The 25,616-nt window shown below is 57.6% G+C and carries 21 protein-coding genes; 6 read left to right on the forward strand and 15 right to left on the reverse strand.

Annotation, left to right across the window (positions count from 1 at the left end; genetic code table 11):
• Window positions 1-77: 77 nt before the first annotated feature.
• The 7 genes from atpD to PbB2_RS00775 form a co-directional block, all read right to left on the reverse strand.
• A complete protein-coding gene (atpD, locus tag PbB2_RS00745; protein ID WP_108983378.1) occupies window positions 78-1,523 on the reverse strand; it encodes a F0F1 ATP synthase subunit beta in 1,446 nt (481 codons plus the stop codon).
• Window positions 1,524-1,569: 46 nt separating this feature from the next.
• Window positions 1,570-2,451 (reverse strand): F0F1 ATP synthase subunit gamma, encoded by an 882-nt coding sequence (locus tag PbB2_RS00750; protein ID WP_108983379.1) that lies wholly within the window; start codon window positions 2,449-2,451, stop codon window positions 1,570-1,572.
• 23 nt (window positions 2,452-2,474) lie between these two features.
• Window positions 2,475-4,016 (reverse strand): F0F1 ATP synthase subunit alpha, encoded by a 1,542-nt coding sequence (gene atpA, locus PbB2_RS00755; RefSeq protein ID WP_108983380.1) that lies wholly within the window; start codon window positions 4,014-4,016, stop codon window positions 2,475-2,477.
• Between the two features lie 3 nt (window positions 4,017-4,019).
• Entirely contained in the window at window positions 4,020-4,580 is a 561-nt protein-coding gene (locus PbB2_RS00760; RefSeq protein ID WP_238164787.1) for a F0F1 ATP synthase subunit delta, read from the reverse strand.
• Between the two features lie 423 nt (window positions 4,581-5,003).
• Window positions 5,004-6,524, reverse strand: a complete 1,521-nt coding sequence (locus PbB2_RS00765) for a serine hydrolase (RefSeq protein ID WP_108983381.1) — start codon at window positions 6,522-6,524, stop codon at window positions 5,004-5,006.
• 68 nt (window positions 6,525-6,592) lie between these two features.
• On the reverse strand, window positions 6,593-6,796 hold the full coding sequence (locus tag PbB2_RS00770) for a hypothetical protein (RefSeq protein WP_133245667.1): 204 nt from the start codon (window positions 6,794-6,796) through the stop codon (window positions 6,593-6,595).
• A gap of 11 nt (window positions 6,797-6,807) precedes the next feature.
• Complete coding sequence (locus PbB2_RS00775) at window positions 6,808-7,125, reverse strand: DUF1476 domain-containing protein (RefSeq protein ID WP_108983383.1); 318 nt, start codon at window positions 7,123-7,125, stop codon at window positions 6,808-6,810.
• Window positions 7,126-7,345: 220 nt separating this feature from the next.
• Between PbB2_RS00775 and purC the strand changes: the two genes are divergently transcribed.
• Together purC and purS are read left to right on the forward strand one after the other, a co-directional pair.
• Window positions 7,346-8,095 (forward strand): phosphoribosylaminoimidazolesuccinocarboxamide synthase, encoded by a 750-nt coding sequence (gene purC / locus PbB2_RS00780; protein ID WP_108983384.1) that lies wholly within the window; start codon window positions 7,346-7,348, stop codon window positions 8,093-8,095.
• Between the two features lie 8 nt (window positions 8,096-8,103).
• Window positions 8,104-8,346, forward strand: a complete 243-nt coding sequence (gene purS / locus PbB2_RS00785; protein ID WP_108983385.1) for a phosphoribosylformylglycinamidine synthase subunit PurS — start codon at window positions 8,104-8,106, stop codon at window positions 8,344-8,346.
• 454 nt (window positions 8,347-8,800) lie between these two features.
• Here the strand turns inward: purS and PbB2_RS00790 are convergent, their stop codons facing one another.
• Window positions 8,801-9,331: a GNAT family N-acetyltransferase gene (locus PbB2_RS00790; RefSeq protein ID WP_108983386.1), complete on the reverse strand. Its 531-nt coding sequence runs from the start codon at window positions 9,329-9,331 to the stop codon at window positions 8,801-8,803.
• Window positions 9,322-10,899: a lysine--tRNA ligase gene (locus tag PbB2_RS00795; protein ID WP_108983852.1), complete on the reverse strand. Its 1,578-nt coding sequence runs from the start codon at window positions 10,897-10,899 to the stop codon at window positions 9,322-9,324. The genes PbB2_RS00790 and PbB2_RS00795 overlap by 10 nt, the downstream gene beginning before the upstream one ends.
• Window positions 10,900-10,941: 42 nt before the next feature.
• Here PbB2_RS00795 and PbB2_RS00800 point away from each other — a divergent pair, with 42 nt between their 5' ends.
• Both PbB2_RS00800 and PbB2_RS00805 read left to right on the forward strand, forming a co-directional pair.
• Window positions 10,942-11,487 (forward strand): SRPBCC family protein, encoded by a 546-nt coding sequence (locus PbB2_RS00800; protein WP_133245668.1) that lies wholly within the window; start codon window positions 10,942-10,944, stop codon window positions 11,485-11,487.
• A gap of 12 nt (window positions 11,488-11,499) precedes the next feature.
• Window positions 11,500-11,910, forward strand: coding sequence for a MarR family winged helix-turn-helix transcriptional regulator (locus PbB2_RS00805; RefSeq protein WP_238164788.1), 411 nt, complete (start codon window positions 11,500-11,502; stop codon window positions 11,908-11,910).
• On the opposite strand, the gene PbB2_RS00810 is transcribed toward PbB2_RS00805, so the two are convergent.
• Both PbB2_RS00810 and PbB2_RS00815 read right to left on the reverse strand, forming a co-directional pair.
• The gene (locus PbB2_RS00810) at window positions 11,911-13,179 is read right to left on the reverse strand and encodes an RNA polymerase sigma factor (RefSeq protein ID WP_108983388.1); all 1,269 of its coding nucleotides are present in this window, start codon (window positions 13,177-13,179) and stop codon (window positions 11,911-11,913) included.
• A gap of 8 nt (window positions 13,180-13,187) precedes the next feature.
• Window positions 13,188-13,553: a YciI family protein gene (locus PbB2_RS00815; RefSeq protein WP_108983389.1), complete on the reverse strand. Its 366-nt coding sequence runs from the start codon at window positions 13,551-13,553 to the stop codon at window positions 13,188-13,190.
• 322 nt (window positions 13,554-13,875) lie between these two features.
• Between PbB2_RS00815 and PbB2_RS00825 the strand changes: the two genes are divergently transcribed.
• Both PbB2_RS00825 and PbB2_RS00830 read left to right on the forward strand, forming a co-directional pair.
• Window positions 13,876-14,406 carry a SixA phosphatase family protein gene (locus PbB2_RS00825; RefSeq protein WP_108983391.1) on the forward strand — a complete coding sequence of 177 codons (531 nt, stop codon included), beginning with the start codon at window positions 13,876-13,878 and terminating at the stop codon, window positions 14,404-14,406.
• A 57-nt stretch (window positions 14,407-14,463) separates the two neighbouring features.
• Window positions 14,464-17,316 carry a [protein-PII] uridylyltransferase gene (locus PbB2_RS00830; RefSeq protein WP_108983392.1) on the forward strand — a complete coding sequence of 951 codons (2,853 nt, stop codon included), beginning with the start codon at window positions 14,464-14,466 and terminating at the stop codon, window positions 17,314-17,316.
• Between the two features lie 13 nt (window positions 17,317-17,329).
• On the opposite strand, the gene PbB2_RS00835 is transcribed toward PbB2_RS00830, so the two are convergent.
• The 4 genes from PbB2_RS00835 to PbB2_RS00850 form a co-directional block, all read right to left on the reverse strand.
• The gene (locus PbB2_RS00835) at window positions 17,330-18,397 is read right to left on the reverse strand and encodes a beta-N-acetylglucosaminidase domain-containing protein (RefSeq protein ID WP_108983393.1); all 1,068 of its coding nucleotides are present in this window, start codon (window positions 18,395-18,397) and stop codon (window positions 17,330-17,332) included.
• Window positions 18,398-18,404: 7 nt separating this feature from the next.
• Window positions 18,405-22,226: an SEL1-like repeat protein gene (locus tag PbB2_RS00840; protein ID WP_108983394.1), complete on the reverse strand. Its 3,822-nt coding sequence runs from the start codon at window positions 22,224-22,226 to the stop codon at window positions 18,405-18,407.
• Window positions 22,227-22,577: 351 nt separating this feature from the next.
• A complete protein-coding gene (locus PbB2_RS00845; protein WP_108983395.1) occupies window positions 22,578-23,714 on the reverse strand; it encodes a ferritin-like domain-containing protein in 1,137 nt (378 codons plus the stop codon).
• 200 nt (window positions 23,715-23,914) lie between these two features.
• The gene (locus PbB2_RS00850) at window positions 23,915-25,588 is read right to left on the reverse strand and encodes an MFS transporter (RefSeq protein ID WP_238164789.1); all 1,674 of its coding nucleotides are present in this window, start codon (window positions 25,586-25,588) and stop codon (window positions 23,915-23,917) included.
• Window positions 25,589-25,616 lie beyond the last annotated feature (28 nt).

Raw genomic sequence — 25,616 nt, forward strand, 5'->3', positions numbered from 1 at the left:
CCTCCATTGTCCTGAAACTGAAAGGCCCCGCAGCAATGCTACGGGGCCTCTTTTTGTCAGCGCCTGATGGGCAAAGCTTAAGCGGCTTCAGCGGCCATCTTTTGGGCCTTGGCAATGGCTTCATCGATATTGCCGACCATGTAGAAGGCTTGCTCTGGCAAGTGGTCATAGTCACCGTTTACGAGGCCTTTGAAGCCGCGGATGGTGTCTTCCAACGACACGAGCTTACCGGGCGAACCGGTGAACACTTCTGCCACGTGGAAGGGCTGCGACAGGAAGCGTTCGACCTTACGGGCGCGCGACACAACCAATTTGTCGTCTTCGGACAATTCGTCCATGCCCAAGATCGCGATGATGTCTTGCAAGGCTTTGTACTGCTGCAGGATTTCTTGGACCTTACGGGCGGTTTGATAGTGGTCTTCACCCACGATGCGTGGCTCCAAGATCCGCGAGGTGGAGTCGAGCGGGTCCACAGCTGGGTAGATGCCCTTTTCAGCGATCGAGCGGTTCAAAACCGTCGTTGCGTCCAAGTGGGCGAACGAAGCGGCGGGTGCCGGGTCGGTCAAGTCGTCGGCAGGCACGTAAATGGCCTGCACCGAGGTGATGGAGCCCTTAACCGTCGAGGTAATACGCTCTTGCAAGCCACCCATGTCGGTGGCCAAGGTTGGCTGATAGCCCACGGCCGAAGGAATACGGCCCAGAAGTGCCGACACTTCCGAACCTGCTTGGGTGAAGCGGAAGATATTGTCCACGAAGAACAACACATCCTTGCCTTCTTCGTCGCGGAAATATTCGCACTGGGCAAGGCCGGTCAAAGCCACACGGGCACGGGCACCTGGAGGCTCGTTCATCTGACCATAAACCAGCGTACAACGCGAACCTTCAGACGAACCATTGTTCTCCTTCGGATCGACGTTCACCTTGGATTCGATCATTTCGTAATAGAGGTCGTTGCCTTCGCGGGTCCGCTCACCCACACCGGCCAACACCGAATAACCGCCATAGGCCTTGGCGATATTGTTGATCAGCTCTTGAATCAAAACGGTCTTGCCCACGCCGGCACCGCCGAACAGACCAATCTTACCGCCCTTGGCATAGGGGCAGAGCAGGTCCACAACCTTGATGCCGGTGGCCAGAACTTCCGGCGCGGGCTTTTGGTCGACGAAAGCAGGGGCGGCTTGGTGGATCGAGCGCTTGCCTTGGGCCGACACGATGGGGCCAGCTTCGTCGATCGGCTCACCAATCACATTGATGATGCGGCCCAAAGTGGCAGGGCCGACGGGCACCATGATCGGATTGCCGGTGTCGGTGACTTCCTGGCCACGAACCAAACCTTCGGTGGCGTCCATGGCGATGGTGCGCACGGTCTTTTCACCCAGATGCTGGGCAACTTCCAGCACCAAGCGCTTGCCATTATTGTCGGTCTCCAAGGCATTGAGAATGCTTGGCAGTTCGCCATCAAACTCAACGTCCACGACTGCGCCGATCACCTGGGCGATCTTGCCTTTCACATTGATGCTCATCTCATTTGCCCTTTTTAGTCTTGTGCTGCGCGATCCGTGCGAGGCCCTAAACGGCCTGCGCCCCCGCGATAATTTCAGTCAATTCGGTGGTGATCATGGCCTGACGCTTGCGGTTCATCTGCAAGGTCAGCTTCTTGATCAGGTCACCCGCATTCCGGGTTGCATTGTCCATGGCACCCATCTGAGCCCCATAGAAGCCCGCGGCATTTTCCAACAGCGCGCCGAGGATCTGGCTGTCGAGGTAACGTGGCAACAAAGCTTCCAGAATCGCCTCTTCGCCGGGTTCATAGCTATAGACGCCGCCGCCAATGTCGGCGGTCTTCACGCCCTCAGGGGCAACCACCGGCAGCAATTGCTGGACAGTCGGCACCTGGCTGATCACCGAGCGGAAGCGCGAGAACACCAGATGGGCGACATCAAACTCACCCGCATCAAACATCTCAACCAGCTTGGCGCTGACTTGGGCGCTTTGTGCGGAGCCAAGGCTGCGCACGCCAGCAAACTCAATATGGCCGACCGAGATCGCGCCAAACAGACGCTTGAGCTGGTCACGACCCTTCTTGCCGACCGTGAGCAGTTTCACGCTCTTGCCCTGGGCTTCCAAACTGGTGATGAGTTCGCGGGCCTTCTTCACGATATTGGTGTTGAAGCCGCCGCAGAGACCACGCTCTGACGTCGCCACCACGACCAGATGGGTCTGGTCCTTGCCCGAGCCGCGCAACAATTTGGGGGCCGCATCCGACCCCTTCACAGACGCGGCCAGATTGGCAACGGTTCCAGCCACTTTCTCGCCATAAGGACGTGCGGCCTCAGCAGCTTCCTGCGCACGCTTCAGCTTAGCCGCAGCCACCATTTGCATGGCTTTGGTAATCTTCTGCGTCGACTTCACCGAAGCGATGCGCGTGCGAAAGTCCTTCAAGCTGGCCATGGATTGTTTCCCTCAGCCCCGCTTTACGCAAACGTCTTGGCGAAATCGTCGAGCGCTTCTTTGATGCGCTGCTCGATATTGTCGGCCTTGAGGTCAAGCTTGGTCTTGATGGCGTCCGACAGATCCTTGTACTTGGTCCGCAGAGCAGCCTTCAATTCAGCCTCATAGCGCTTGATGTCGCTGACCGCGACATTGTCCAGATATCCCTTGGTGCCGGCATAGATCAGAACAACCTGGTCTTCGACGGCCACCGGCGAGAATTGGTCTTGCTTGAGCATTTCGGTCAAGCGTGCACCACGGGCCAGAAGGCGCTGGGTAGAGGCGTCCAAGTCCGAGCCGAACTTCGCAAACGCGGCCATTTCCCGATATTGGGCCAATTCACCCTTGATCGGACCGGCCACCTGCTTCATCGCCTTTACTTGGGCTGATGAACCCACGCGCGACACCGACAGACCGACGTTCACGGCAGGACGTACGCCCTGATAGAACAGATCGGTTTCCAAGAAGATTTGGCCGTCAGTGATCGAGATCACATTGGTTGGAATATAGGCCGACACGTCATTGGCTTGGGTTTCGATGATCGGTAGAGCGGTCAAAGATCCCGACCCATTGTCTTCGTTCAGCTTTGCAGCCCGCTCCAAGAGGCGCGAGTGCAGATAGAACACATCGCCTGGATAGGCTTCGCGACCGGGAGGACGACGCAGCAACAGCGACATTTGGCGATAGGCCACGGCCTGCTTGGACAAATCGTCATAGATCATCAAAGCATGCATGCCGTTGTCGCGGAAATATTCGCCCATGGCGCAGCCCGAGAATGGGGCCAAGAACTGCAGCGGGGCTGGATCAGAGGCGGTCGCGGCCACGATGATCGAATATTTGAGCGCGCCGGATTCTTCCAACGTCTTGACCAGCTGGGCCACGGTGGAGCGCTTCTGACCGATCACGACATAAACGCAATACAGCTTCTGGCTCTCAGGAGCACCTGCATCATGGGCTTCGCGCTGGTACAAAATGGCGTCGATGGCGATGGCGGTCTTGCCGGTTTGACGGTCGCCAATGATCAGCTCGCGCTGGCCGCGGCCAATGGGGATCAGCGCGTCAATCGACTTAATGCCGGTCTGCATCGGCTCATGCACCGATTTGCGCGGAATGATGCCGGGGGCTTTGACGTCGACTTGGCGACGATCTTTTTCGATGTCGACCAAGGGGCCTTTGCCGTCGATGGGCTCACCCAGCGGGTTCAGCACGCGGCCCAACAGGCCTTTGCCGACTGGGACGGACACGATCTCGCCGAGGCGCTTGACAGTGTCGCCTTCCTTGATTGCGCGGTCTTCGCCGAAGATCACGACGCCGACATTGTCACGCTCAAGGTTCAGCGCCATCCCTTTGATGCCGCCTGGGAACTCAACCATTTCGCCCGCTTGGACGCTGTCGAGGCCATAGACCCGGGCGATACCGTCACCAACGGACAACACGGTGCCGACGTCAGCAACTGCTGCCTCAGCGCCGAAGTTTTTGATTTGATCCTTCAGGATCGCGGAAATTTCTGCGGCGCGGATGTCCATGCCTCAGGCCCCCTTCATCGCAATTTTGAGTGCGTCGAGTTTAGATTTGACAGAATCGTCGAACAGCCTGGAACCGACCTTGACGACGAGGCCGCCAAGAAGCTCAGGCTTGAGCGTGGTTTCAACATCAACCGGGGCCTTGAAGGCCCGGCCAAGTGCTTCAGTCAGGCTCTTGAGTTGTTCGTCACTCAAGGGCTCTGCAGTCGAGACTTCGGCCAGTACAGCCCCGCGCGCTTGTGCGGCAAGCGCCAGGAAAGCTGCCAGCATGCCACCCAAATCCGCCGCGCGGCGGTTATGTGCGGCAAGGCCGAGAAATTTCTGGGTGACGGCATTCACCTTCATCTTCTTGCCAATGGCAGCCAGAGCCGCAGCCTTCTCTTCCACCGGGAAAAGAGGGCTCGTCAAAGCGGCGCGCAGGTCTGCGCTGGTTTGCCAAGCCGCCAGCAGGGCCTTGGCATCCTGCTCTACAGCCGCAACCTTCTTGGCCTCGGTCGCCAGATCGAACAGCGCCGCGCCATAGCGCTGGGCTGCTTCACTGATCGCAGTGCGATTTGATCCGCTCAAGGGTCGACTCACGTGCAAAAGAGGCCCCGCGCTTTGGCTGCGCCAAACGGTGCCTCATCGATTAATGAAAGCAAAAACAGCCCGTTCTCAGAAGGAAAATCGGAAGCCTGTCTCGCGTGACGGGGCGTCTAGCATGGGCCTCTTCCGACCGCAACATGAGGGCCGCATACAGGATGCAGGAAACAATGCGTTGTGCGCCCATCAGGTGGGCATTTATCCTTTGATTCAACAGCCCATGCCGAGCGCAGGGCGACTCGAACGGGCTTCAAACTGATGTGATCTGGGCCGCGCCGCCCTTCACACCGGCTCTGCGGACCGCAGCTAAGGCAAGAATCGCTGCAACCTATTCCCTGGTTGCATGCTCATGCGCGATGAGATCCCCGATCAGCTACCCTCGTCATGGCCTGTCCGATCAGAAAATCATCACGCGGTGCGGGTGAACAAGGCTGGTGGGAAATCGCTGTCCATCTCAACCTCGAGGCCGCGAATCTGTCCGGCCATATCCGACAGGAAGGCAAACTTCACATTCAAAAGGTCGTCATCATCCTCCCGCAAGGGCGTGGCATTGAACACATCATAATGCCAATGGCCGAGGCGGACCGGCATCTGGTTAAACAGGCCCCGCAAGCCGCCGTCATCGAGGCTAATCGTCCAAATGCCATAGCCTGGATGCTCGAAGGTTCCGACAAACTGGGCCAAGGGCCGCGATGGACTGGTTCCAGCGATTGGCGCAGGGGGCATTTGCGCGGCGGCTTTGGCCTCATTGACCTCACGGCGCGCCAGACCCCGGGCAGACCAATTGGCCGGTTCCAATCCCATCAAACGGTCAAACACGTCCAGGCTGACATGACCTGGCAAAGGTGTTCCGCGCAAATTGGCAAAGGCGATGATGCCAATATTCTGTTCGGGGAATAATGTGACGCGCGAGGAAAAGCCATTGAGATTGCCGCCATGGGCGACGCGGCGCATGCCCCGATAATAGTCGGTGCGCCACCCCATGCCGTAAAACCCGCGTGTGAGTTCGGTTGCTTCCGGCTGGCCACCCGTGGCAATGATCGGGGCCCACATGGCCTCACTTTGCGCCGCAGAAAACAAACGACGCCCTTGATACGTGCCGCGCCCCAATTGCAAGGCCATCCAAGCCAAAAACTGATTGGCCGAACTGTGCAATTCCCCTGCCGGGCCAATGGCATCCTCCGGACGCAGGGGGATAGAGATGGCCAATTTGTCTGCCCCCAGCTTATGACCAAAGGCAAAATTGCCGTCCTGGGACATCTGAGTGGGCGTGAAGCCAGTGCGGCTCATGCCCAAGGGTTCAAGCAAGCGGGCCTTGAGGAAGCCCTCCCAGCTCTGACCGCTGACGCGCTCAACCACCAGACCGGCGAGAATATACATCAGATTATTGTACTGATATTGGCTTCGCAGCGGGGCCAGCATGGGCAGATGCGGGAGGCGGGCCAGAAGCTCTGCCTTGCTTAAGCGCTCATTATTGTACCAGACCAGATCATGTGTCCCCAGACCTGTGCGGTGGGACAACATATCCCGCAGGCTGAGGCTGGCATATTCAGCCCCCCCGGCCACACGGAACTCCGGCACATAGCGGGTGACCGGCTCGTCCCAATCCAGCTTGCCGTCATCGACCAAGAGGGCGGCCGAGGCTGCAGTAAAGGCCTTGGTCAGCGACGCACATCCAAATAATGTATCTGCGGTGATGGGCTGGGTCCGCGCCCCATCGCGCCAGCCAAAACCTTTGGCATAGATGGGGACGCCGTCCTTCAAGATGGCAACAGCCAGCCCGGGCGCGCGCCATGCCTGCCGGGCCGTTTCAAACAGGGCATCAAAATCAGCATAAGGATCGGGCTTTGCCTTAGCTGCCCAAGCGGGCCTGATCAGACCGCTCGCCAAGCCTGCCCCCATGGCTGCGATAAAGGCCCGCCTTTGCATGACCACCTCTTTAGAAACACCCCAAGCGGGCGATCATGGGCAGGTGCGCGCTCATTTGTCCAGTGATTTCAGCGCCGGATCGGATCAGCACCCACGCAGGTGCGGGCTTCCTCGCTCCACGTACCACCACGGCGATAGCAATCCTGCCGCATGGCCGCAGCCCGCGCCTCGGCTTTGGCTGGATCAGTCTCAACAGGGTCGAGGGCACAACCAGCCAGTCCGGCTGTCGCCATCATCCCGGCAAAGCTGGCAAGCAGCAGAAGCGTGCGCATCATCACGCCGATCAGGCCGTCAATTGCTGGCGGGCAGTCTCGAGCAGGGTTTCCATCTCGCGACGGACCTGATGCTCACTTGTCGCAATTCCCTTGGCGTCCAAGTCAGCCTTCACCTTGCGATAGACATCCTCATCACCGGCTTCTTCAAAATCAGCCATCACGATGGACTTGGCATAGGCTTCCGCCTCATCGCCTTCCAGCCCCATCAATCCAGCGGCCCATGCACCCAAAAGCTTGTTGCGCCGGGCAACAATCTTAAAAGACAGCTCGCTATCGTGGGCATATTTGGCTTCTTCAGCATTCTTGCGCTCGTCGAACTGGGTCATGATCAGACTTCCTCAAAACAGGCTTTGGGGGCCACGCATGGCGTCAGCGTGGCAGCCGGGTCTGGATAGGTCTCTGCGCAAGCAAGCGCAAGAGGATGCGCCACATGATTGAGGCATCTCGCGCAGCCTGATAGGGTAGCAAGGTGTTGGGAGTTTCGACTCGGGTCAATCAGGCCTTGAGTGCGTGCCTTGCCACCTGACCGACGGGGAGAGCGCGACGATGTCACGCCGCAAGAAGATTTATGAAGGCAAGGCCAAGGTCCTCTACGAAGGGCCAGAGCCTGGGACCTTGATCCAATATTTCAAAGATGATGCCACCGCATTTAATGCTGAAAAGCACGCGATCATCGAAGGCAAGGGTGTCCTGAATAACCGGATCTCGGAATTCATCATGACCAATCTTAATGCGATTGGTGTGCCGACCCATTTCATCCGCCGCCTCAATATGCGCGAGCAATTGATCCGCGAAGTCGAGATTATTCCGCTGGAAGTCGTTGTCCGCAACATTGCCGCAGGCTCTATCTCCAAGCGCTTGGGCATTCCTGAAGGCGAGCTTTTGCCCCGGTCGATCGTGGAATTCTATTTTAAGAACGACGGTCTGGGCGACCCGATTGTGGCCGAGGAACATATTACCGCATTCAATTGGGCCACCACCCAAGAAATTGATGACATCATGGCGCTGGCCCTGCGCATCAATGACTATCTGTCGGGGCTTTTTGCCGGGGTTGGCATTCGTCTGGTGGACTTCAAGTTGGAATTTGGCCGCCTGTATGAAGGCGATATGGTGCGCACGGTGCTGGCCGATGAAGTCAGCCCGGATTCGTGCCGCCTGTGGGATGCCCGCACCAATAATAAGCTCGACAAAGACCGCTTCCGGCAAGACCTCGGTGGGGTGTCAGAAGCCTATGCCGAAGTCGCTCAACGCCTCGGGATTTTCAAAGACCCCCGCAGCGCATTCGTAGAAGGCTGAACCTACCCATGAAAGCCATTGTCAATGTCCGCCTCAAGAAAGGCGTTCTCGATCCTCAAGGCCGCGCGATTGCCGAAGCCTTGCGCGGCTTGGGTTTTGATGAAGCCGCTGATGCCCGCGTCGGCAAAGTGATCGAGATTGAATTGGATGAGACCGATCCAGAACGCGCAGCAGCCCGGGCGAAGGAAATGGCTGCCAAACTCTTGGCCAATCCGGTCATCGAAAGCTGGACGGTTGAGATCGCCGCCTAAGCCACATTGCGTTTAGCTGTGCCATCCCCTTACGAGCTTTGCCCTCTTATTACACTTGCGCCAAGAGGTCCCGGATCGGCGGACGCCGTCCTGGATGATACACGTATGTTCATTTGAACCCTCTTAACTTTTGCCATCCGCGCCGACGTGCGGGCGGAGAGCGGGGACCTCATCGCGGGTGTGCGGAAATAGATACCTGCGGCGTCCCTCCAAGATTTTTCTAAAAAGTCCCCCACCCCCTAGACAGGTTCCGCAAACTGAGGCGTTATGGTTATCCCATTAGCAACTGAAAGGAGGTGATCCGATGTCTCATTGTCTGCCCTTGTGTGAAATGTCTGTCAGGATCCCTTCGGAGGCGCGCGCCTGACGCGCCCGACTTCGATGTAAGATCGGACCATTTCACTGGTCTGGCAATGGAAAGGTCGCTGGGCAACCGGCGACCTTTCTTGTTGTTCTACAATGCCTTGCCCATGATCTTCAGCGGAATGACCGCCCCATTTTTGGCATGCTTTTCGATGACTTCGATCAACTCATAACCACACCGGCGATAGAGCGGCTCACCAGCCAGCGTGGCTCCCATTTGCGCACTTTTGAAGCCTTCAGCACGGGCAGCGGCCTCACCCGCATCAATGATCATCTGGCCTATGCCGCGCCGCACATGGTCGGGATGGGTATACATGGCGCGGATGCGGGCAGGCTCGGTGGCGGGGTCCAGAAGCCGGTTGTCGCGCCCTGCACTATGATCGCCACCATAGAGCGTGCCGCGTCGGCTCCACCCGCCACAGCCGACAATCTTGCCGGCTTCTTCAACCACGAAATAGGTACCATCCTCAATTAATTGCGTGTCGATCCCCATGGTCTCGTGGCTGCCCTCAACCTGTTCAGGCGTGAGAAAGTCATTCATCAATTGGGAGATGGCCAAAGCCATCAAGGCTTTCATTTCCGGCATATCTGCCGGACGTGCGAGCCGCAGTGTCAGGACCATGCAGCGAGCCTTTCATCAATCAGCGCGATGGTTTCAGTTACGCCAAACAAGGCAACAAAGCCACCAAAACGCGGGCCCTGTTCTTGGCCCAAGAGTACTTCATAAAGGGCCTTGAACCAGTCACGCAGATTGTCGAACTGGTGGGTCTTGCCGACCTCAAACACCCGGTTTTGGATTGCGTCGCCATCGCGCATGTCCGGCCCCAAGGCTTCCAATTCCGCCTTGAGATCGAGGATGGCTGCCCGTTCAGCTGGGCTGGGCGCGCGGAACTTCTTGGTCGGCAGAATGAAGTCACGATAATAGGCGAGTGCAAAGCCCGCCAATTGATCAAGCAAGGGCTGGTCTTCGGGGGTCGCTGCAGGTGCATAGCGGCGGATAAATCCCCACAGGACTTCCTTGGTCTCAGCATTGGCCGCCGATACCAGATTCAGCAACAGGCCAAAACTGATTGGCGACCCAGTCTGGGGCGGCCGGCCGTTATGTATGTGCCACACCGGATTTTCGAGCTGGCGCGCAGGCTCTTCACGGTGGAAGGCATCAAGAAACTGCAGATACTCGTCCACAGCACGCGGGATGACATCGAAATACAGCTTCTTGGCCGCCCGTGGCTTTTGAAAATTATAGAGCGACAGGCTTTCAGGCGGCGCATAGGTCAGCCATTGTTCGACTGAGATCCCGTTCCCCTTCGACTTGCTGATCTTCTCGCCATTCTGATCGAGGAACAGCTCATAGCAATATTGTACGGGAGGTTCTGCCCCGAGGATTCGGCAGATCTTCGAATAGATCGGCCCATTGGTCTGATGGTCCTTGCCATACATTTCAAAGTCGACGCCAAGCGCCGCCCAGCGCATGCCAAAATCAGGCTTCCACTGCATTTTCACATGCCCGCCTGTCACTGGCAGGGTCACGTCGGTGCCATCTTCGTCGGCAAAGGTGATCGTACCAGCCTTGGGGTCGGTCGCCTTCATGGGAACATAAAGGACCCGGCCGGTCGACGGCGAGATTGGCAGGAATGGGCTGTAAGTGGCCCGGCGCTCCTCACCCAGCGTCGGCAGCATGACAGCCATGATGTCGTCATACCGCTCAAGTGCTGTCAAAAGCGTCGCATCAAATGCACCGGACCGATAAAGTTCGGTGGCAGACTTGAACACATAGTCAAAGCCGAAACTGTCAAGAAAGCCGCGCAACCGCGCATTATTGTGCTGGGCAAAGCCGGCATGGGTGCCAAAAGGATCTGGCACATCGGTCAATGGCTTTTGCAGATAGGGCTCAAGGGAAGCAGGATTGGGCACGTTGTCTGGGACTTTGCGCATGCCATCCATGTCGTCACTCACGCACAGCAGCATGGTCGGGACGGCCCCGTCAGTCAGGGCATGGAAGGCTTGTCGCACCATGGTCGTGCGGACCACTTCGCCAAAGGTGCCAATGTGGGGCAGACCAGAAGGGCCATAGCCGGTTTCGAATACGACTGGCCCCGTTTTCCCCGATTTCTCAACCCGTTCCAGCAAAAGGCGGGCGAGTTCGAAAGGCCAAGCCTTCGCGTCCTTGGCCAGAAGTGCACGGGTCATAATCAGGGTCTCTTCCACAGCTTTATTGGGCAGGACCGCCTTGTGACGGAATCGACCCCAGACGTCAAATCAGCCTGCATCCTCCCCAATCTCATCGCTTTCCTGGTCTTGACTCCTCAGCCTGCACAATCTAATCATAAACATGTTTACAAATGGAGACATGCGATGCCCTATTGTGAGACGATTGAGATCAACGCAAAACCAGAGATTGTTTTTTCGCTCTATTCTGACATTCGCAGCTGGCCGCAATGGGATCGGGAGGTCTCATCTGTCGAGATTGCTGAGGGCCTTGTTTCGGGTGCCCAGGGCTGGTTGCAACCGCGTGAAGGTCCACGCACCAAAATCACGATCCAGGATGTCGTTTACCCGCTCCAATTTGTCGCAGTCTCGCAACTAATTGGTTGTGTTATAATGTTCGAACACAGACTTGAGGCGACCACTGTGGGGACACGCGTCCTTCACGGTCTTTACTTCAAGGGTCCAACAGGCTTTCTCTTCGAAAGATTGCTAGGTCCAGTTTTGAGTCGGGGTCTACCGGAGACCCTCAAAGGCCTTAAACAAGCTGCAGAAGCGATTAGAATTCCATAAGGGGGACTTACCTTGGATTGGTCAATACTGTCGGATTTTGAAGGTCCTCAGGCCAGTCCAGGCTTCCAATTTTGGGTGCGCTTTATGGCTTGGCAGCGTGGTCTGAACCACCAGTTGCGTGCCCTTTCCCTAACCCAGCCGCAGTTTGCTTTGCTGGCAACCATTGGCTGGAAAACCCGCGATGGCAGTGCCTTGTCGCAACAGGAATTGGCAGACTTCCTCAGGCTTGATCGCATGCTGGTATCCCAGATCATCAGTCGGCTCGATCGCGACGGGTTGGTCAAACGGCAGGCCGCTGCCCATGATCGTCGACGCAAAGGTCTACAGCTGACCGAGCTGGGGCGTGAAAAGATCAAATCCGCCATGCCCGTGGTTGAACGATTTGATCGTGCCTTCTTTGGTGTTGAAAAGGGTGCAAATTAGCTAGGGGGGCCCCGGCCTGTCTCTTCTGGCCTGTGCCAACAGATAGGCGCAGACAGATGTATTGCGGGTCAAACCAACAGCCCGCTTGAGCGCGGCTTCAGCTTCCCCATCCTGAGTGGCTGCAAGAACGGCGTGGCGGGTTACCCAATAGGGCTGGTAATGTGCCACGTCGCTGGGCTCAAGACTGTCGAGAACCTCGCGGGCCGCTTCAACCAACCCCATACCCAGCAAGACCGCCGCATAGCTGACGAAAGCCCCAATGCTTGGCCGATGCTGGAGAAGTAACTCATGAAGTGATCGTAGCGCCGCCCAATTGACCGACCCCGTGACCGGGGTCTGCACATGGACGGATTGAATGGCAGCTTCCAATTGGAACCTTCCGACACGGCCTAGCGCGCCGGCATGAGTTAAAATGGCCTCCGCCTCCAGAATAAGATCACGTCGCCATAGGCGGGCATCCTGCTCGCGCAACGGGATGAAAGCACCGTCGGGGCCGGCACGGGCGGGTCGGCGCGCCTCGATATAAAGCATCAGCGCCAAGAGTCCCAGAGCCTCGGGTTCGCCGGGCAAAAGCGAGACAATGAGACGGGCGAGGAAGATTGCTTCGCCTGCAAGGCTGGGCTGTCCACCCCCATCGCCGTCAACCCCGTCCCAAACAGTGCCGAAAGCCGCATAGATGGCCGAAAGCACATCATCCAAGCGTTCAGCCATCACATCCCGATCAGGCAAGGCAAAGCCGATCCCGGCAAGCTTGATCTTGGCTTTGGCGCGCACCAGACGTTGGCCCATTGTGGTTGGAGAGACAAGAAAGGCCGAACCGATTTGACCCGCATCAAGGCCAAGAATGGTTTGCAGCATCAGAGGGGTGCGCATATCCTCTTGGATCGCCGGATGCGCGCACACAAACATCAGCGCCAGCCGCATATCGGGTATCGTGGCTGGCTTGGCATCGCTGGCGTCCATCCGGATCAGGATCTCATCTATGGCTTTGAGTTTGACCGTTTCGTGCCGGTAGGCGTTGCGCAACTGGTTGCGTGCTGTCGTCAAAAGCCAAGCGTCGGGATTGGCGGGAATGCCGGTGCGAGGCCAAGCTCGCAGCGCAGCAGCAAAAGCCTCCGACAACGCGTCCTCGCTGGCTGCGATATCGCCGTCACGGGCAGACAGAAGCGCGATTAATCGACCATAGGACGCGCGCGCCCGCTCAACCACAGTCTCGGCAACATCATCCTTACCAAGCGAGGTGGCTGAACCAGCGCGCGCTGTCGTCATGATCAGGCCTAGGCAGCGTTGGGCGGCGGCAACATGATCGGCCGGACCTCGACCGACCCGCCACTGGCAGCCGGGGACTTGGCCGCCCAGGCGAGTGCGGTATCAAGATCGGGCACATCAATCGTGAAATAGCCGCCCAATTGCTCTTTGGTGTCGGCAAAAGGGCCGTCCTGGACAACGCGCTTGCCATCAATAATGCGCACGGTGGTCGCAGTGTGTGGCGGCTGTAAACCATCGCCATTGACGACAATGCCTGCTTGCTGGATCTCACCGACAAAGGCCGTCCAAGCACCCCAATAATCCCCAGCCACAGCCGGATCGTTCCGCTTGTCGCGCTCTGCGGCAGTTTCGTTCATAATGAGCATGAATTGCATATCAAATCTCCGTTCTTGTTATGACTCAGGTCAGTAGCCTGGTCGAGTGGGTGAGCAATATCGGGTCCCATGCTTTCTTGGTCTGCATCAGACACGTGATTGGTTTCCCTCCGTTGCCGAGACGCACAAACAGCGCTTGCTGTTTGCTTTCTCATTGGCATGACACGTCAACCCCGCCCATTTCGACATGCTTGGAAAAAATTTGCAGATCACTGCAGAAACGGGCTGCAAGCATTGGCTGAGAAACCCAAGCTCGGCCCGTCTTGACAGGTCCACCCCAACCAGCTGACGGAAGGGGGAATTGATAGGATCATGCGACATCATGCTCACTGACCTCGTCCTGTTTCGCCATGGCAAGGCGGTCCGCCCATATGAGGCGCGTGATGATTTCAGCCGTGGCCTGACCGCGCGCGGGGTGAATGAGGCGGCAAGCCAGGCCCGACGTCTTAAGGCAGCCGGCTTCAAACCCGATGTCGTGCTGGTTTCGACTGCTTTGCGCGCTGCACAGACTTGGGACGCCGCCCGCCCCTGTTTTCCCGAAGCCAGCGTGCGTGCCAACCGCGCCCTCTATCTGGCTGCACCGGAAATCTATCTGTCAGCAGCGAGAGATGCAGGGGCCGCCCGCATTCTTTTAATCGCTCATGATCCAGGTCTCCACGAGCTTGCTCGGCGGCTCATGAAGGGTGACCACGACACAGCGGCCGGCCAAGCTGAGTTACATGCGCATCTGCCAACCAGTGGCTTGGCTTGGTTCAGACGCGATCCAAGAGCCCAGTCGGGCTTTCAGCTTCACCAATTCTGGCCTCCGACCAGAGCCACCGACACACCACAACCTGATCCCGTCGATGATTAACAGTCCTGCGCCGCCCCCAAGGGTGACAAATCATGCCCTTTGCAGGCAAAAAGCCTTATGAACAAAGTCAAGCGCACGCCGTTAAAGCCCTGGTCCATCGATGCTGTGGTTGATGGCAACCGGCTACGTGTACAATTGAGTGCGGCTGCACTTGATCATTTAGGCGATGAAAAGGCCACGCGTGCGCGTGTACTTGACCTCCTCAAAGGTGCGCTTTTCCGTGGCCGTCTGATTGCACAAGAGCGGCTGGAAAGTGGGGCGGGCGGGCTTGATTGCGCCCATCTTTTGGCGGCTGTGCAGGATCAAGTGATCTCAGCCCTCTATGACTTCACCATCACGCATGTTTTCCGCGCGCGAAACCCAACAGCCGCCGAACGTTTGAGTGTGTGTGCCACCGGCGGCTATGGCCGCAATTCGATGGCACCCTCTTCAGATGTCGATCTGATGTTTGTGCGCCCGATCAAGGATGCCGCATGGGCCGAGAGCGTGATTGAATACATGCTTTACATGTTGTGGGACATGGGTCTGAAAGTCGGACACGCGTCCCGCACCATTTCTGAATGTCTGCGTGCGGCCCGCGAAGATATGACCATTCGTACGTCAGTGCTTGAAACGCGCTTTGTCTGTGGCGACAAGCTCTTGTTCAAAGAATTGGAAATCCGCCTGCGCAAGGACTTGTTTGACGGCACGGCAGCCGATTTTGTCGCGGCCAAGTTGGCCGAACGCGACAACCGTCATCGCAGAACCGGGGAAAGCCGCTATATGGTTGAGCCCAATATCAAGGATGGCAAGGGCGGCTTGCGGGATTTGCACACCTTGTTCTGGATCGCCAAATATATTCACGGCACCGATGACGTCAGTCAGTTTGTCGACAAGGGCGTATTCAGTCGCGAGGATATGAAGCAGTTTAATCAGGCCGCTGAGTTCCTGTGGACAGTGCGTTGTCATCTGCATTTCCTCACCGGCCGGGCGGAAGAGCGGCTGACTTTCGATCTCCAGCCGGAAATGGCTCGCCGCATGGGCTATGGGGATCGGGCTGACAATCCCGCAGTCGAACGCTTCATGAAACGCTATTTTCTGGTCACCAAACAGGTCGGCTCACTCACCCGCATCCTGTCTGCGCGGCTGGAACTTGATCGACAAAAAGCAATTCCCCGCGGTATTTCGCGTTTCTTTGCCAGCCCCGCAAAAGTCCGCACCCTGTCAGATCCGCGATTTCTTGAAGATCATGGTCGCATCGGCTTTGCCGACCCCACCACCGTTAGCAACGATCTCTCAGCCTTAATCGATATCTTTAAAATGGCTGATCTGCTGGATCTCGATATCGACCCTTCGGCTCTGGCCCTGACCAATCGAATGGCCAGCAAAGGTCGGGCGATGCGCGAAGACCCGCGCTGTGTGGCCAGTTTCCTTGAGATTGCGGCATCAACCAAGGACCCGGCCCGTGCCTTAGGCTTGTTGAATGAATCAGGACTCTTGGGTCGGCTGGTTCCAGAGTTTGGACGCATCGTTGGCCAGACCCAGTTCAACATGTATCATCACTTTACGGTTGATGAGCACACATTGCGCGGCATCGCCAATATTTCCGATATTGAACATGGTCGACTGGCCAAGGAATTGCCGGTCTCAACTGAGCTTTTTCCCCGCATCGCTAATCGACGCGCGCTTTATCTAGCCATGCTGTTGCATGATGTTGGCAAAGGCGAAGGCGACCAGCAGATCGAAGGGGCCAAAGCCGCCCAGATTGCCTGCCGCCGTCTGGGCTTGGATGCAGAAGAAGTTGATCTGGTCGCCTGGTTGGTCGGCCATCATTTGATCATGAGCGAAGTGGCCCAGCGTCGCGACATTGGCGACCCCAAAACCATCAGCGATTTTGCCGCCACAGTCGGCACGTTGGAGCGCTTGCGCCTGCTTTTGGTTCTGACTGTTGCCGACATCCGGGCCGTTGGCCCTGGCGTGTGGAATGATTGGAAAGCCCAATTATTGCGCGACCTATATAAATTGACTGAGGCCACCTTACGCGGCGGTCGCTCAGATGAGCGCTTCGTCCGGCGACAATTGAAAGCGCAAGCCGACGAGCGCCGGGCCGAAGCACTGATCGATCCGATACTGGCGGCATTTTTTACCAGCCTAGAAGATGCATATTGGCTGGGCTTTGACCGCGATCAACAAAAGTGGCACGGAGCCGAAGTGGCAAAAGCCCTGCATCAAGGGGCTGACTTCTGGCTGGCCTCACGACCGGCTCCAAGCCGAGGTGCTACCGAGGTTTTGGTTTTAAGTCCTGACCAGCCGGGTCTGTTTGCAGCCCTATCTGCCCTGTTTGCCCAGTCCGGGGCCAATGTGATCGATGCCCGGATCCACACGACCAAGGACGGACAAGCCTTTGATGTGTTCGCATTACAGGACCAATCGGGGGCAGCCTTTGGCGAAGGGCGGAGCGAAACGATTGATCGCTTATTCGGACGTTTGCGAGCCGTGCTGCAAGCTGAAAAAAAGGCGGATCGGGACAATCTGATTGCAGCTGGCGTTGCAGCGACACGCAAACCTACCAATCGTACCGCCGCCTTCACCATCGAGCCTGTGATCATGGTCGACAATGATGGCGCAGCTTTTGACACAATCGTCGAGGTCTCAGGTCGTGACCGGCCTGGTCTGTTGGCTGACCTCGCGAAAGTATTTGAAGAAGAAGGCCTTAATGTCACTTCCGCCCATATTGATGGGGTGGGCGAGCGAGCGACTGACGCTTTCTATCTGCGTGACCGTGGCGGCTTGAAATTACTTGATGCGCGTCGGATCGCGGTCTTGAAGCAGCGTCTGATGGCGGTCCTCGCTGAAACGGACGTGGTCGAAGGGCCCAGCCTGTCGGCGCGACGGAAACTTGCAAGGGCGCGGGCCAGCATCCGGCGGTAAGGCCAATCAAGCTTTACTGTGTCTGCACCATCTCAGTACTGATGGCATACTCACCCTGAAGCCAAGCAACGATCTCACGGGCGGCAGGATGGTCGACTTGACTATAGCGTTCCAGCAGGGTCTGCCGACGATTACCCAATTTGGCCAAGCCGACGTCTTGGAGTGACATCAAATCCGCCCGCACCATCTCGGCAAGTTCGGTTCCAAGAAGCTGTATGGCAGCAGCATGTGTGCTGGCACCATAACAATAATCCTCACCCTGTGCATAACTCATCGCCAGTGTGATGGCAGGCAAGCAGGTTAGAAATGGTTGCAAGGCTGGGTTGACTGCATGGCCCGCGAGCCAATCGCCCATCTGGTGCGGGCGGCCGGTAAAGGCGCGCACATGCAGGAACTGGCTCATTCGCGGGCCATCATTGACGGGATAATTATCCCACAACAAGGGCTTACGCTTCAGAATCTTGCCCACATCACGCAGATGGCCAAGAGAGTATTCCCGCGAGCATACTTCCTCACCTGTCCAATAAACATCGATGGCTGGATCAAGATGGGTCCCAAGATCGGATAGATAGGTGGGTGGGCGACGGCCAAAAACCCGATCGAGGACCGGGTCATTGGTATAATAGGTAGGCGTCATAATCAGCTTCAGGTGCGGCACCGTATCACGCGCCAGATGCATGATATCGACTTGGCGCTCTGCCAGGTCCGGCAGGGTCGAATGCATGTCGTCAAAAAAGATGCCTAATTCTTGAACACCCAGCGACGCCAAATCCTCAAGGCGATGCTGGAATACGTGACGGACGTGGTCATTAAAGTCATTGAAGGCTTCATAGGGGCTGAGGCCAACGCCGACTCGCACACCCAAGCCTTTGCAGAAATTCACAAACTGGGCGATTTGCCCGGCCTCTTGGAGAGGATGAGGTTCAATCCATCGCCGCCTTAAGTGCGGGTCGCCCTTGGGTGCATAGTGGAAGAAACGATAGCCATGCTGGGCGAGGATTTCCACCACTGCGCGGCGGTCGTCCCACGACCATGGTTGCCCAAAATAGCCTTCAACAATTCCAAGATTAACCTTGGACATAAAAACCTCAGTCCGGCGTACCGGGCTCGACACGGAATTGTGCCACCAATTGATCTTGCTGAGCGCGCTGTTCAGGTGTCAGTCGAGCTCCAATTTCACGCACTTTGGCCGCTGCGTCGGGGTCGCCGCCGCGCGCCGCAATTGAAAACCAGTAATAGGCCTGAATATCTGACTTCGGGCCGCCTAAGCCTTGCTCGGCCATCGCACCCAAATTGAATTGTGAATCGGTGACCCCGCGCTGGGCAGCCCGCCGAAAACTCTCGGCGGCACGCGCCATATTCTGGGGCACACCATCGCCCTGAGCATAATAAACACCCAGATTATGCATAGCCTGCCGACTACCACGGGCGGCGGCCCGTTCGGTCAGTGCGCGAGCCTGCGCTAAATCCTTTGGCACACCGTCGCCATTCTCATATTTGGTCGCCAAGCGGTTCATTGCGCGGGTATCACCGGCATCTGCTGCCCGCCGCAACAAGGCGACACTGCCTGCCGTATCCCCTGCCTGACTGCGGGCCATGGCTTGCTCGTAAAGACCCGTGGCCGCAGCCGGTGCCGCGGCAGCACTGGCCGCAGCAGGGGCGCTTGGACCTGAAGCAATGGGTGTTGGCGCGGAGACCACGGGGACTCGCACGGGGGCAGCAGCCGCACTTGTTACCGCGCTGGGGCCTGCGGTCGCGATTGAGGCGACACGTGGGGTTGGAACAGCATTTGGCCTTGCGGCGGATGCCACCGGAACTGAGGCGCGGGACGGTGTCGCAACTTGGGCTCTGGCCACTGGTCGGGGTGGGCTGGCATCGGACCGGGCCGCGCGGAATGTAGCCGGGCGGATACGGGCGCGCGTAGCATCGGCACGCGACCGGGCTTGACGGGCTTCAGCTGCCGCAACGGCCATGATCCTGGCGGCTTCCTGTTGCCGAGGAGTCAATTCGGGCCGAGCGACTGCCGCTGGTGCGACAGCTTTTGATGGTGCTTGTGGGCCAGCGGTGGGCGGCACTTGGGCCTTGGGGGCCTGCGCAGGTGGTGCTGCAAAATTGGCCTTAGCTTGGGGAGCCGCAGCCGCAGCCGTCGCAGCAGGCGCAGGTGCAGAAGGCGCAGGCGCAGCAGGAGGGGTCGCTGCGACGGGCGTTGCGGCCGGTGCGGCTGGTGAAACGGGGGCCACAGCATTTGGTGGGGTCGGAGCATCTGCGGCACCTGGCACCGCACCAGCAATTGCGGATGGATCAGCAGGCGGGGGAACCGCAGCTGGCAAGGCTTCAGCGGGCAAAGGGGCTGCAGCTTGCTTCAAGGCGGCTGGCTTCTCACTCGCATCACCTGCCGAGCGCATTTGGTTGACCACTGCCAGTCCGCCAGTCGCAGCCAATGCCACCACTGCAATCATGCCAACCGGGGTCAATTGAGGCGGCTTGAACGACAGGCCGAGTTTACCCTTGCCGTCTCCCGCCGCTTTGGCAGAGCCCTTTGCAGCGGCTTTACCGGCCGCTTTACCTGAGGCCTTGGGCGAAGCTTTACCGGCAGGATCCGATTGAGCCGGCGACTTGCCACCGGGCTTGGCTTTGGCTTGGGCGGATTTCTTATCCTTGCCGGCCCCAGCTCGTTGCATCAGGCCAGGCTTCTTTTTGGTTAGTGCGGCTTCGCGTGCAGCCGCTGCCTGATTGGCTGCACGACGCGCGGCGAGCAGATAATCCGGTGTTGCCCCCATGCCTTGGCCATTGGGTTCGTCCCAGTCATGCTCGAGAACCGAGAAGTCTTCATCCTCATCCAAGCCGCTGGGCTGGGTCGGATCAAGTGGCATATCAGCCATGCCTTCATCAAACATTCGGGCATGATCAGCCAATGGATCAGGCACATCGGCATGCAGATCAGCAAAATCCGTGAAGCCATCCCCCTCATCGCTGTCAGGGAATGGCGTACCAAAACCGGTGCGCCGGGTTGGGGTGGCCGGTTGGCTGGCAGCCCGGCTGGTCGGGCTCTCGGTGAAGAAAGGATCCTCAAAGCCCGGCTTTGCCAATGGATCAAGATCCGCATCAAAGCCGAAGCCATCTTCCACCACAAAACCATCGCCAGCCAATCCGCGCGGACGGCCCGTCGTGGGCGGTTCAATATCAATAGGCTGATGGGGGTTGGGGACGATCTGGGCCTGACTGGCCCGGGGCAATTGTTCTGCCTGTTCAAGACGCTCGCTCAAAGCGGCGATATCACGCTGCAGCGGCAAAGTGATGGCCTGCTGGCGGGCTTCGACTGACTGTATTTCAGCGCGAACCTGGCCAACGGTTTCCTCCAGCATGACCCTTGTCACACCATTGCTGCCATCCAGCCGCGCAGAAATAGACTGTAACGCCGCATCCTGCTTTGCGGAGAGCCGATCTGCCAATTCCTGCATCTGTTTGGAGATCGTCGCGATATTCTCGGCCGATTGGCGCTCGCTTGCATCCAAACGCTCGCCAAAATTCTGAGCCAGACGTTGGATGTGCTGGCCAGCTTGGTCCATGACAGATGCATCATGGCGTTCGATTGCGGACAAACGCTCATCCACGGCCCGAGTCACACGCGCCAATTCCAGTTGCATGGCCATAGACCCGCCCTGATCAGCTTGCGTGTCACGGGCCTCTACGGCGGCCAGTCGGGTCTCCAGAGCCTCAGAAGCCTGCGCAATCTTTTGATTGACCCGTTCAAACACTTCATGATGACGCTTTTCAGTGGCATCAAGACGGGTGGCCAAGGCTTGCGCCATCTCGGTCATTCGGCTTTCAACACCGGCTTCAAGCGACTGGGCGACATGGCCTTGAATGTCAGAGCGAGTCGCCTCGATGCGGGCGTCCAGATCACCCAATCGGGCGGCCATATCCGCCAAACGGCTTTCCAGCGCATGGACCGTCGACAGCGTATCCCCTGTCGAGCCCGCACCTTCGATCTGGGTCAGGCGGGCGGACAATTCCACCAGTGCGTCGACCATGCGCGATGCATTTTCATGGGCAAAGCCCTCGATCTGATTGACGCGCTCATTGACCAGATTGATGCTCTGCTCGGGGGCTTGCAGCGCTTGCTGGCTTAAGGCCTCAAGCTGGGCGACCCGCGAGGACAATTGGCCAACATCACCGGAGGGCTTAACATCACTGTCTGATTCAAGGCCAGTCAACCGTGCCGACAGGTCAATCATCGCATCGGCAAAGCGGTGATTGGTTTCTTGGGCCAGTGCTTCGGTGGTTGCCAAACGCTCAGCCACCTCGCCAAGGCCAGCCTCCATCCGGGCCAGACCTTCTTGCGTGGTTCGCTCGACATCTCCAACACGGGTTTCGGTTTGATAAACCTGGGTCGACAAGCGACCCAGCGCGACCTCTAATGACTTGAAAGCTGCAAGCGATTCATGGCTTGGATCATGGGCTTCCATGCGCCGGACCCGCTCGCCCAGCACAGCCTGGGTGTCACGCAAGGCTGCAAGCTGGGATTCAACCCGCGCCAACGCCGTCTCCCCACTGCGGCGTTTACGGGAACCAACCTCGCCGGAGCTGGCCATCACAGCAGCTTCGTCGCCCCTGCCTGACTCATTCTGCGAAGCAGCCAGTTCGATGCCACCGGCTTCCAAGCGACGACTCAGCTGTTCCAAGGCAGCCGTCAGGCGACTGGCTTCCTGGCCAAAGTCCGTCGCAACATCGGTTCCGCCCGAGGTGAGAGGTGACTTGCCGCTGCGCGGTGCGACGTCGTCGGTTTCGGCAATCAGTCGGTTCAACAATTCGCCCAGCGTCAAGCCCTCGCGACGGGCAAGGTCCTTTGCCGCCTCGCGGGTGCGAGGCTCAACGCCTTTGACACTCCATGGCGACTGTCCGCCCATACGAATCACACTTCCGCCAGCTTCTGCGGCCCCAAATGAATTTTCCGAAGAAATTCAGCAACCAGCTCTGTTCTTTTACTGCTTCGCAGATTTTGAACAGTCCAAATTGTGGCAACTGCCCTCTTCATACTGCTGGACTTGCGGGTGTTATGGTAAATGACAGGTTAAAGTGCATTAACGGCTCATGGCTTTTTAGCTGCTTGTTCAAATGCTTCATCAGGGCAAGGCAGTGGTTCCAGGTCAAATCCAAGTCAAAAGGTCTGAGGACGGATCAAAAAATACAGTGTCACCAAAATGAAAGGCCCCGCCGAATGGATCGGCGGGGCCCAGCACAACATCAATAGTTGCAGATTATTCAGCGGCAATCTTGACTTGCTTCAAGGCGTTCGCCCCGTCACCAAAATTGACCGTTTGCAGGAAGCGGATGCCATCTTCAGCAATGTCATCACCCACCATATGTTCGCCTTCGGCCTCAAACTCGGCAAAGTCGACATACATGGCATAGAAGGCTTTGGTGCGGTCAGTGATGATGTTGGCGTTCCACAAAGTCTTCACAAGCACGCGGAAGATATTGGTGGCTTCCTTCATGCGCTCACGGCGTTCAGCGTCGGTCGCCATTTCCTGGAATTGCACCATGACGATATCGGGATCGAGCCCGAACTGGTCATAAATGGCGCGCATTTGGTGCGGTGCCACAAGGTTGAACAAGAGGGTCTGGAAGCAATGGGCGGCCCAGTCTTCCACAATGGCATGCTCAGCCGCATCCAGTTTCGGAATGGTGCGATCAGCCCAGATTTTGCCGAACTTATGATGGAAGGCCTCATCGGTCATCACAAGCTGGGTCAGCTTGCGGGCCAACGGATCGGACCATTCCTTATAGATCATGGCAAAGGCACCCATTGCTAGGCCTTCGATCAGCATCTGCATGCCGACGATTTTTTTGTAAACTTCTGGGGCGTGCACAATATCGACCAACAGGGTCTTGAGAACTTCCCCGCATGGCAGCGGGCTGCCCCAGCGTGCTTTAATATAAGCGGCAAAAGCCGCAACATGGCGGGCTTCTTCACGGGCTTGGTTGGCGGCATATTCCTGCGCCCCAGCGTCGCGCAACACATGGCATAGCGAAGCAGACAGGTTCAGCGCGCCCTGCTCGCCATGCAAAATGGCTGACAATTGCCACCGCGCCATTTCATTTTTGAAGCGGATCAGCTCTTTAGGCTTATCCTTGAAGAATTCCTGGACATAAGGGGTCTCAAGTGCGGGAACCATATGGTCAGGCAACAGGGCCTGATTTTCCATGTCGAAGGGCTCATCAAAGTCGATATAGCGCTTATCGGTTGGGTCCCAGAAATGGTCATGTGTGGCCGAGATAATCTTGTCAAACGCGGTCGAGCGACCCGTATGGCGGTCAATCTCCAGCATGGCGGCAAAATCGGTTGGCGCCACCGCGTCATACAAGGCGTCTTTGGTGATGTGCGACGATGTCATATCTCAAACTCTCCCACTTGTTCTTTTCGGGGACATTCTCGGGGTCTTTGGCGTCCCAATCGGGTCCTTGAGCACAGATCAGCCTCTTGCGGGCTGGATCAATGACTAACATGCCACAAATTTCCAAAGGATCAATTGAAAAATGACGGCTGCGTCAGCTTCTTTGCTGTCGCAGCCATCAAACCTGTGTGATGGCCGCTCTATAAATCATGTATCGAGCGGTCTTTGGTTTCTGGCAAGAAGATCAAGGACACCACCACACTGATTGAAGTGATGATGACCGGATACCAGAGGCCTGAATACATATTGCCCGTGGTCGCCACGATGGCCACAGCGGTGGCCGGCATAAAGCCCCCGAAGAAGCCAGTGCCGACATGATAAGGAACTGATAGAGCGGTATAGCGAATGCGGGTCGGGAACATTTCCACCAAACCCGCTGCCAGCGGGCCGTACAGGGCGGTTGCGGCCACCACAAACACCATCAGATAGGCCAATACCGCCAGATGGTTGATCTTGGCTGGGTCTGCCTTATCGGGATAGCCTGCGGCTTTGAGCGCCGCCTTCAATTTGGCCCCGAACGCATCCTTGGCTGCTTTTTGGGCTTTGGCATCAAGGGCCGAAATATCCACGCTATCGAGAACCATCGTGCCGACTTTGACTTGGGCGGTGCTGCCTGTCGGGGCGATCTCATTGTCGTAAGAAATGCCCGAATTGGTCAGATAGCTCTTGGCCACATCGCAGGACGACGAGAAAGCATCGCGGCCGTCAGGCGTCTTGCCAACGGGATTGAACTGAACCGAACAGGTTGCAGGATCGGCGCGCACCACAATCGGGGTCGTGGTTTGGGCGGCAACCAGATCAGGATTGGCAGCCTTCGCCAATTGGTGGAAGGCGGGAAAGAAACTTACCACCGCCAGAAGCATCCCCGCCATCATGACGGGCTTGCGGCCGAGCTTGTCCGATAACCAGCCGAAAAACACGTACAGCACAGCCGAGAAAGTGGTGATGATCAAGAGCCAGATATTGATGGTCTGAGGATCGACTTTGAGCTGGCGCTCCAAAAAGACCTGCACATAGAAGAAGCCAGTATACCACACCACGCCTTGGGCCATCATCAGGCCGAACAAGGCCAATAGGATCAATTTCAGATTGGACCATTTCCCAAAAGCGTCCGACAAAGGGGCTTTGGAAGCAGAACCTTCTTCCTTGATCGCCTTGAACATCGGGCTTTCTTCCAATTGCAGGCGGATCCACAGCGCAATCGCCAACAAGAAGACCGACAAAAGAAACGGCAAGCGCCAGCCCCAAGCTTGGAAGGCTTCTTCGCCTAAGAGGACGCGGGTCAGGAACACCACCATCAAGGCCAACAACAGCCCGCCGGCGGCCGACGTTTGCACCCATGAGGTATTCCAACCACGTTTATGCGGTTGGGAATGTTCGGCCACATAGATCACGGCCCCACCATATTCGCCGCCCAGCGCAAAGCCTTGGGCAATGCGAAGGCCGACGAGGAGAATGGGGGCCCAAATGCCAATCTGCTCATAGTCGGGCAAAAGGCCTACAGCGAATGTGGACGCCCCCATCATCACGATGGTCACGAGGAAGGCACCCTTTCGACCCTTGGTATCGCCGATGGCACCAAACACCACCGCGCCCAATGGGCGGGCAGCAAAGCCCACACCAAAAGTCAACAGGGCAAAAATGAACTGAGCCGCCGGGGGCGAACCGGCAAAGAAGTGCTGGCCCATGACCGAGGCCAGCAGGCCGAAGATGAAGAAATCATACCATTCAAAAACCGTTCCAGCAGCCGACGCCGCCACAACGGTCTTGAGCTTTTGTGGTTCGCCATTGGGCACATCTGCAGCGTGAGTCACGATTTCCCCCTGATCATGGTTCAACACG

Source organism: Candidatus Phycosocius bacilliformis (assembly GCF_003112735.1).
GTDB classification, from domain to species: domain Bacteria; phylum Pseudomonadota; class Alphaproteobacteria; order Caulobacterales; family Aquidulcibacteraceae; genus Aquidulcibacter; species Aquidulcibacter bacilliformis.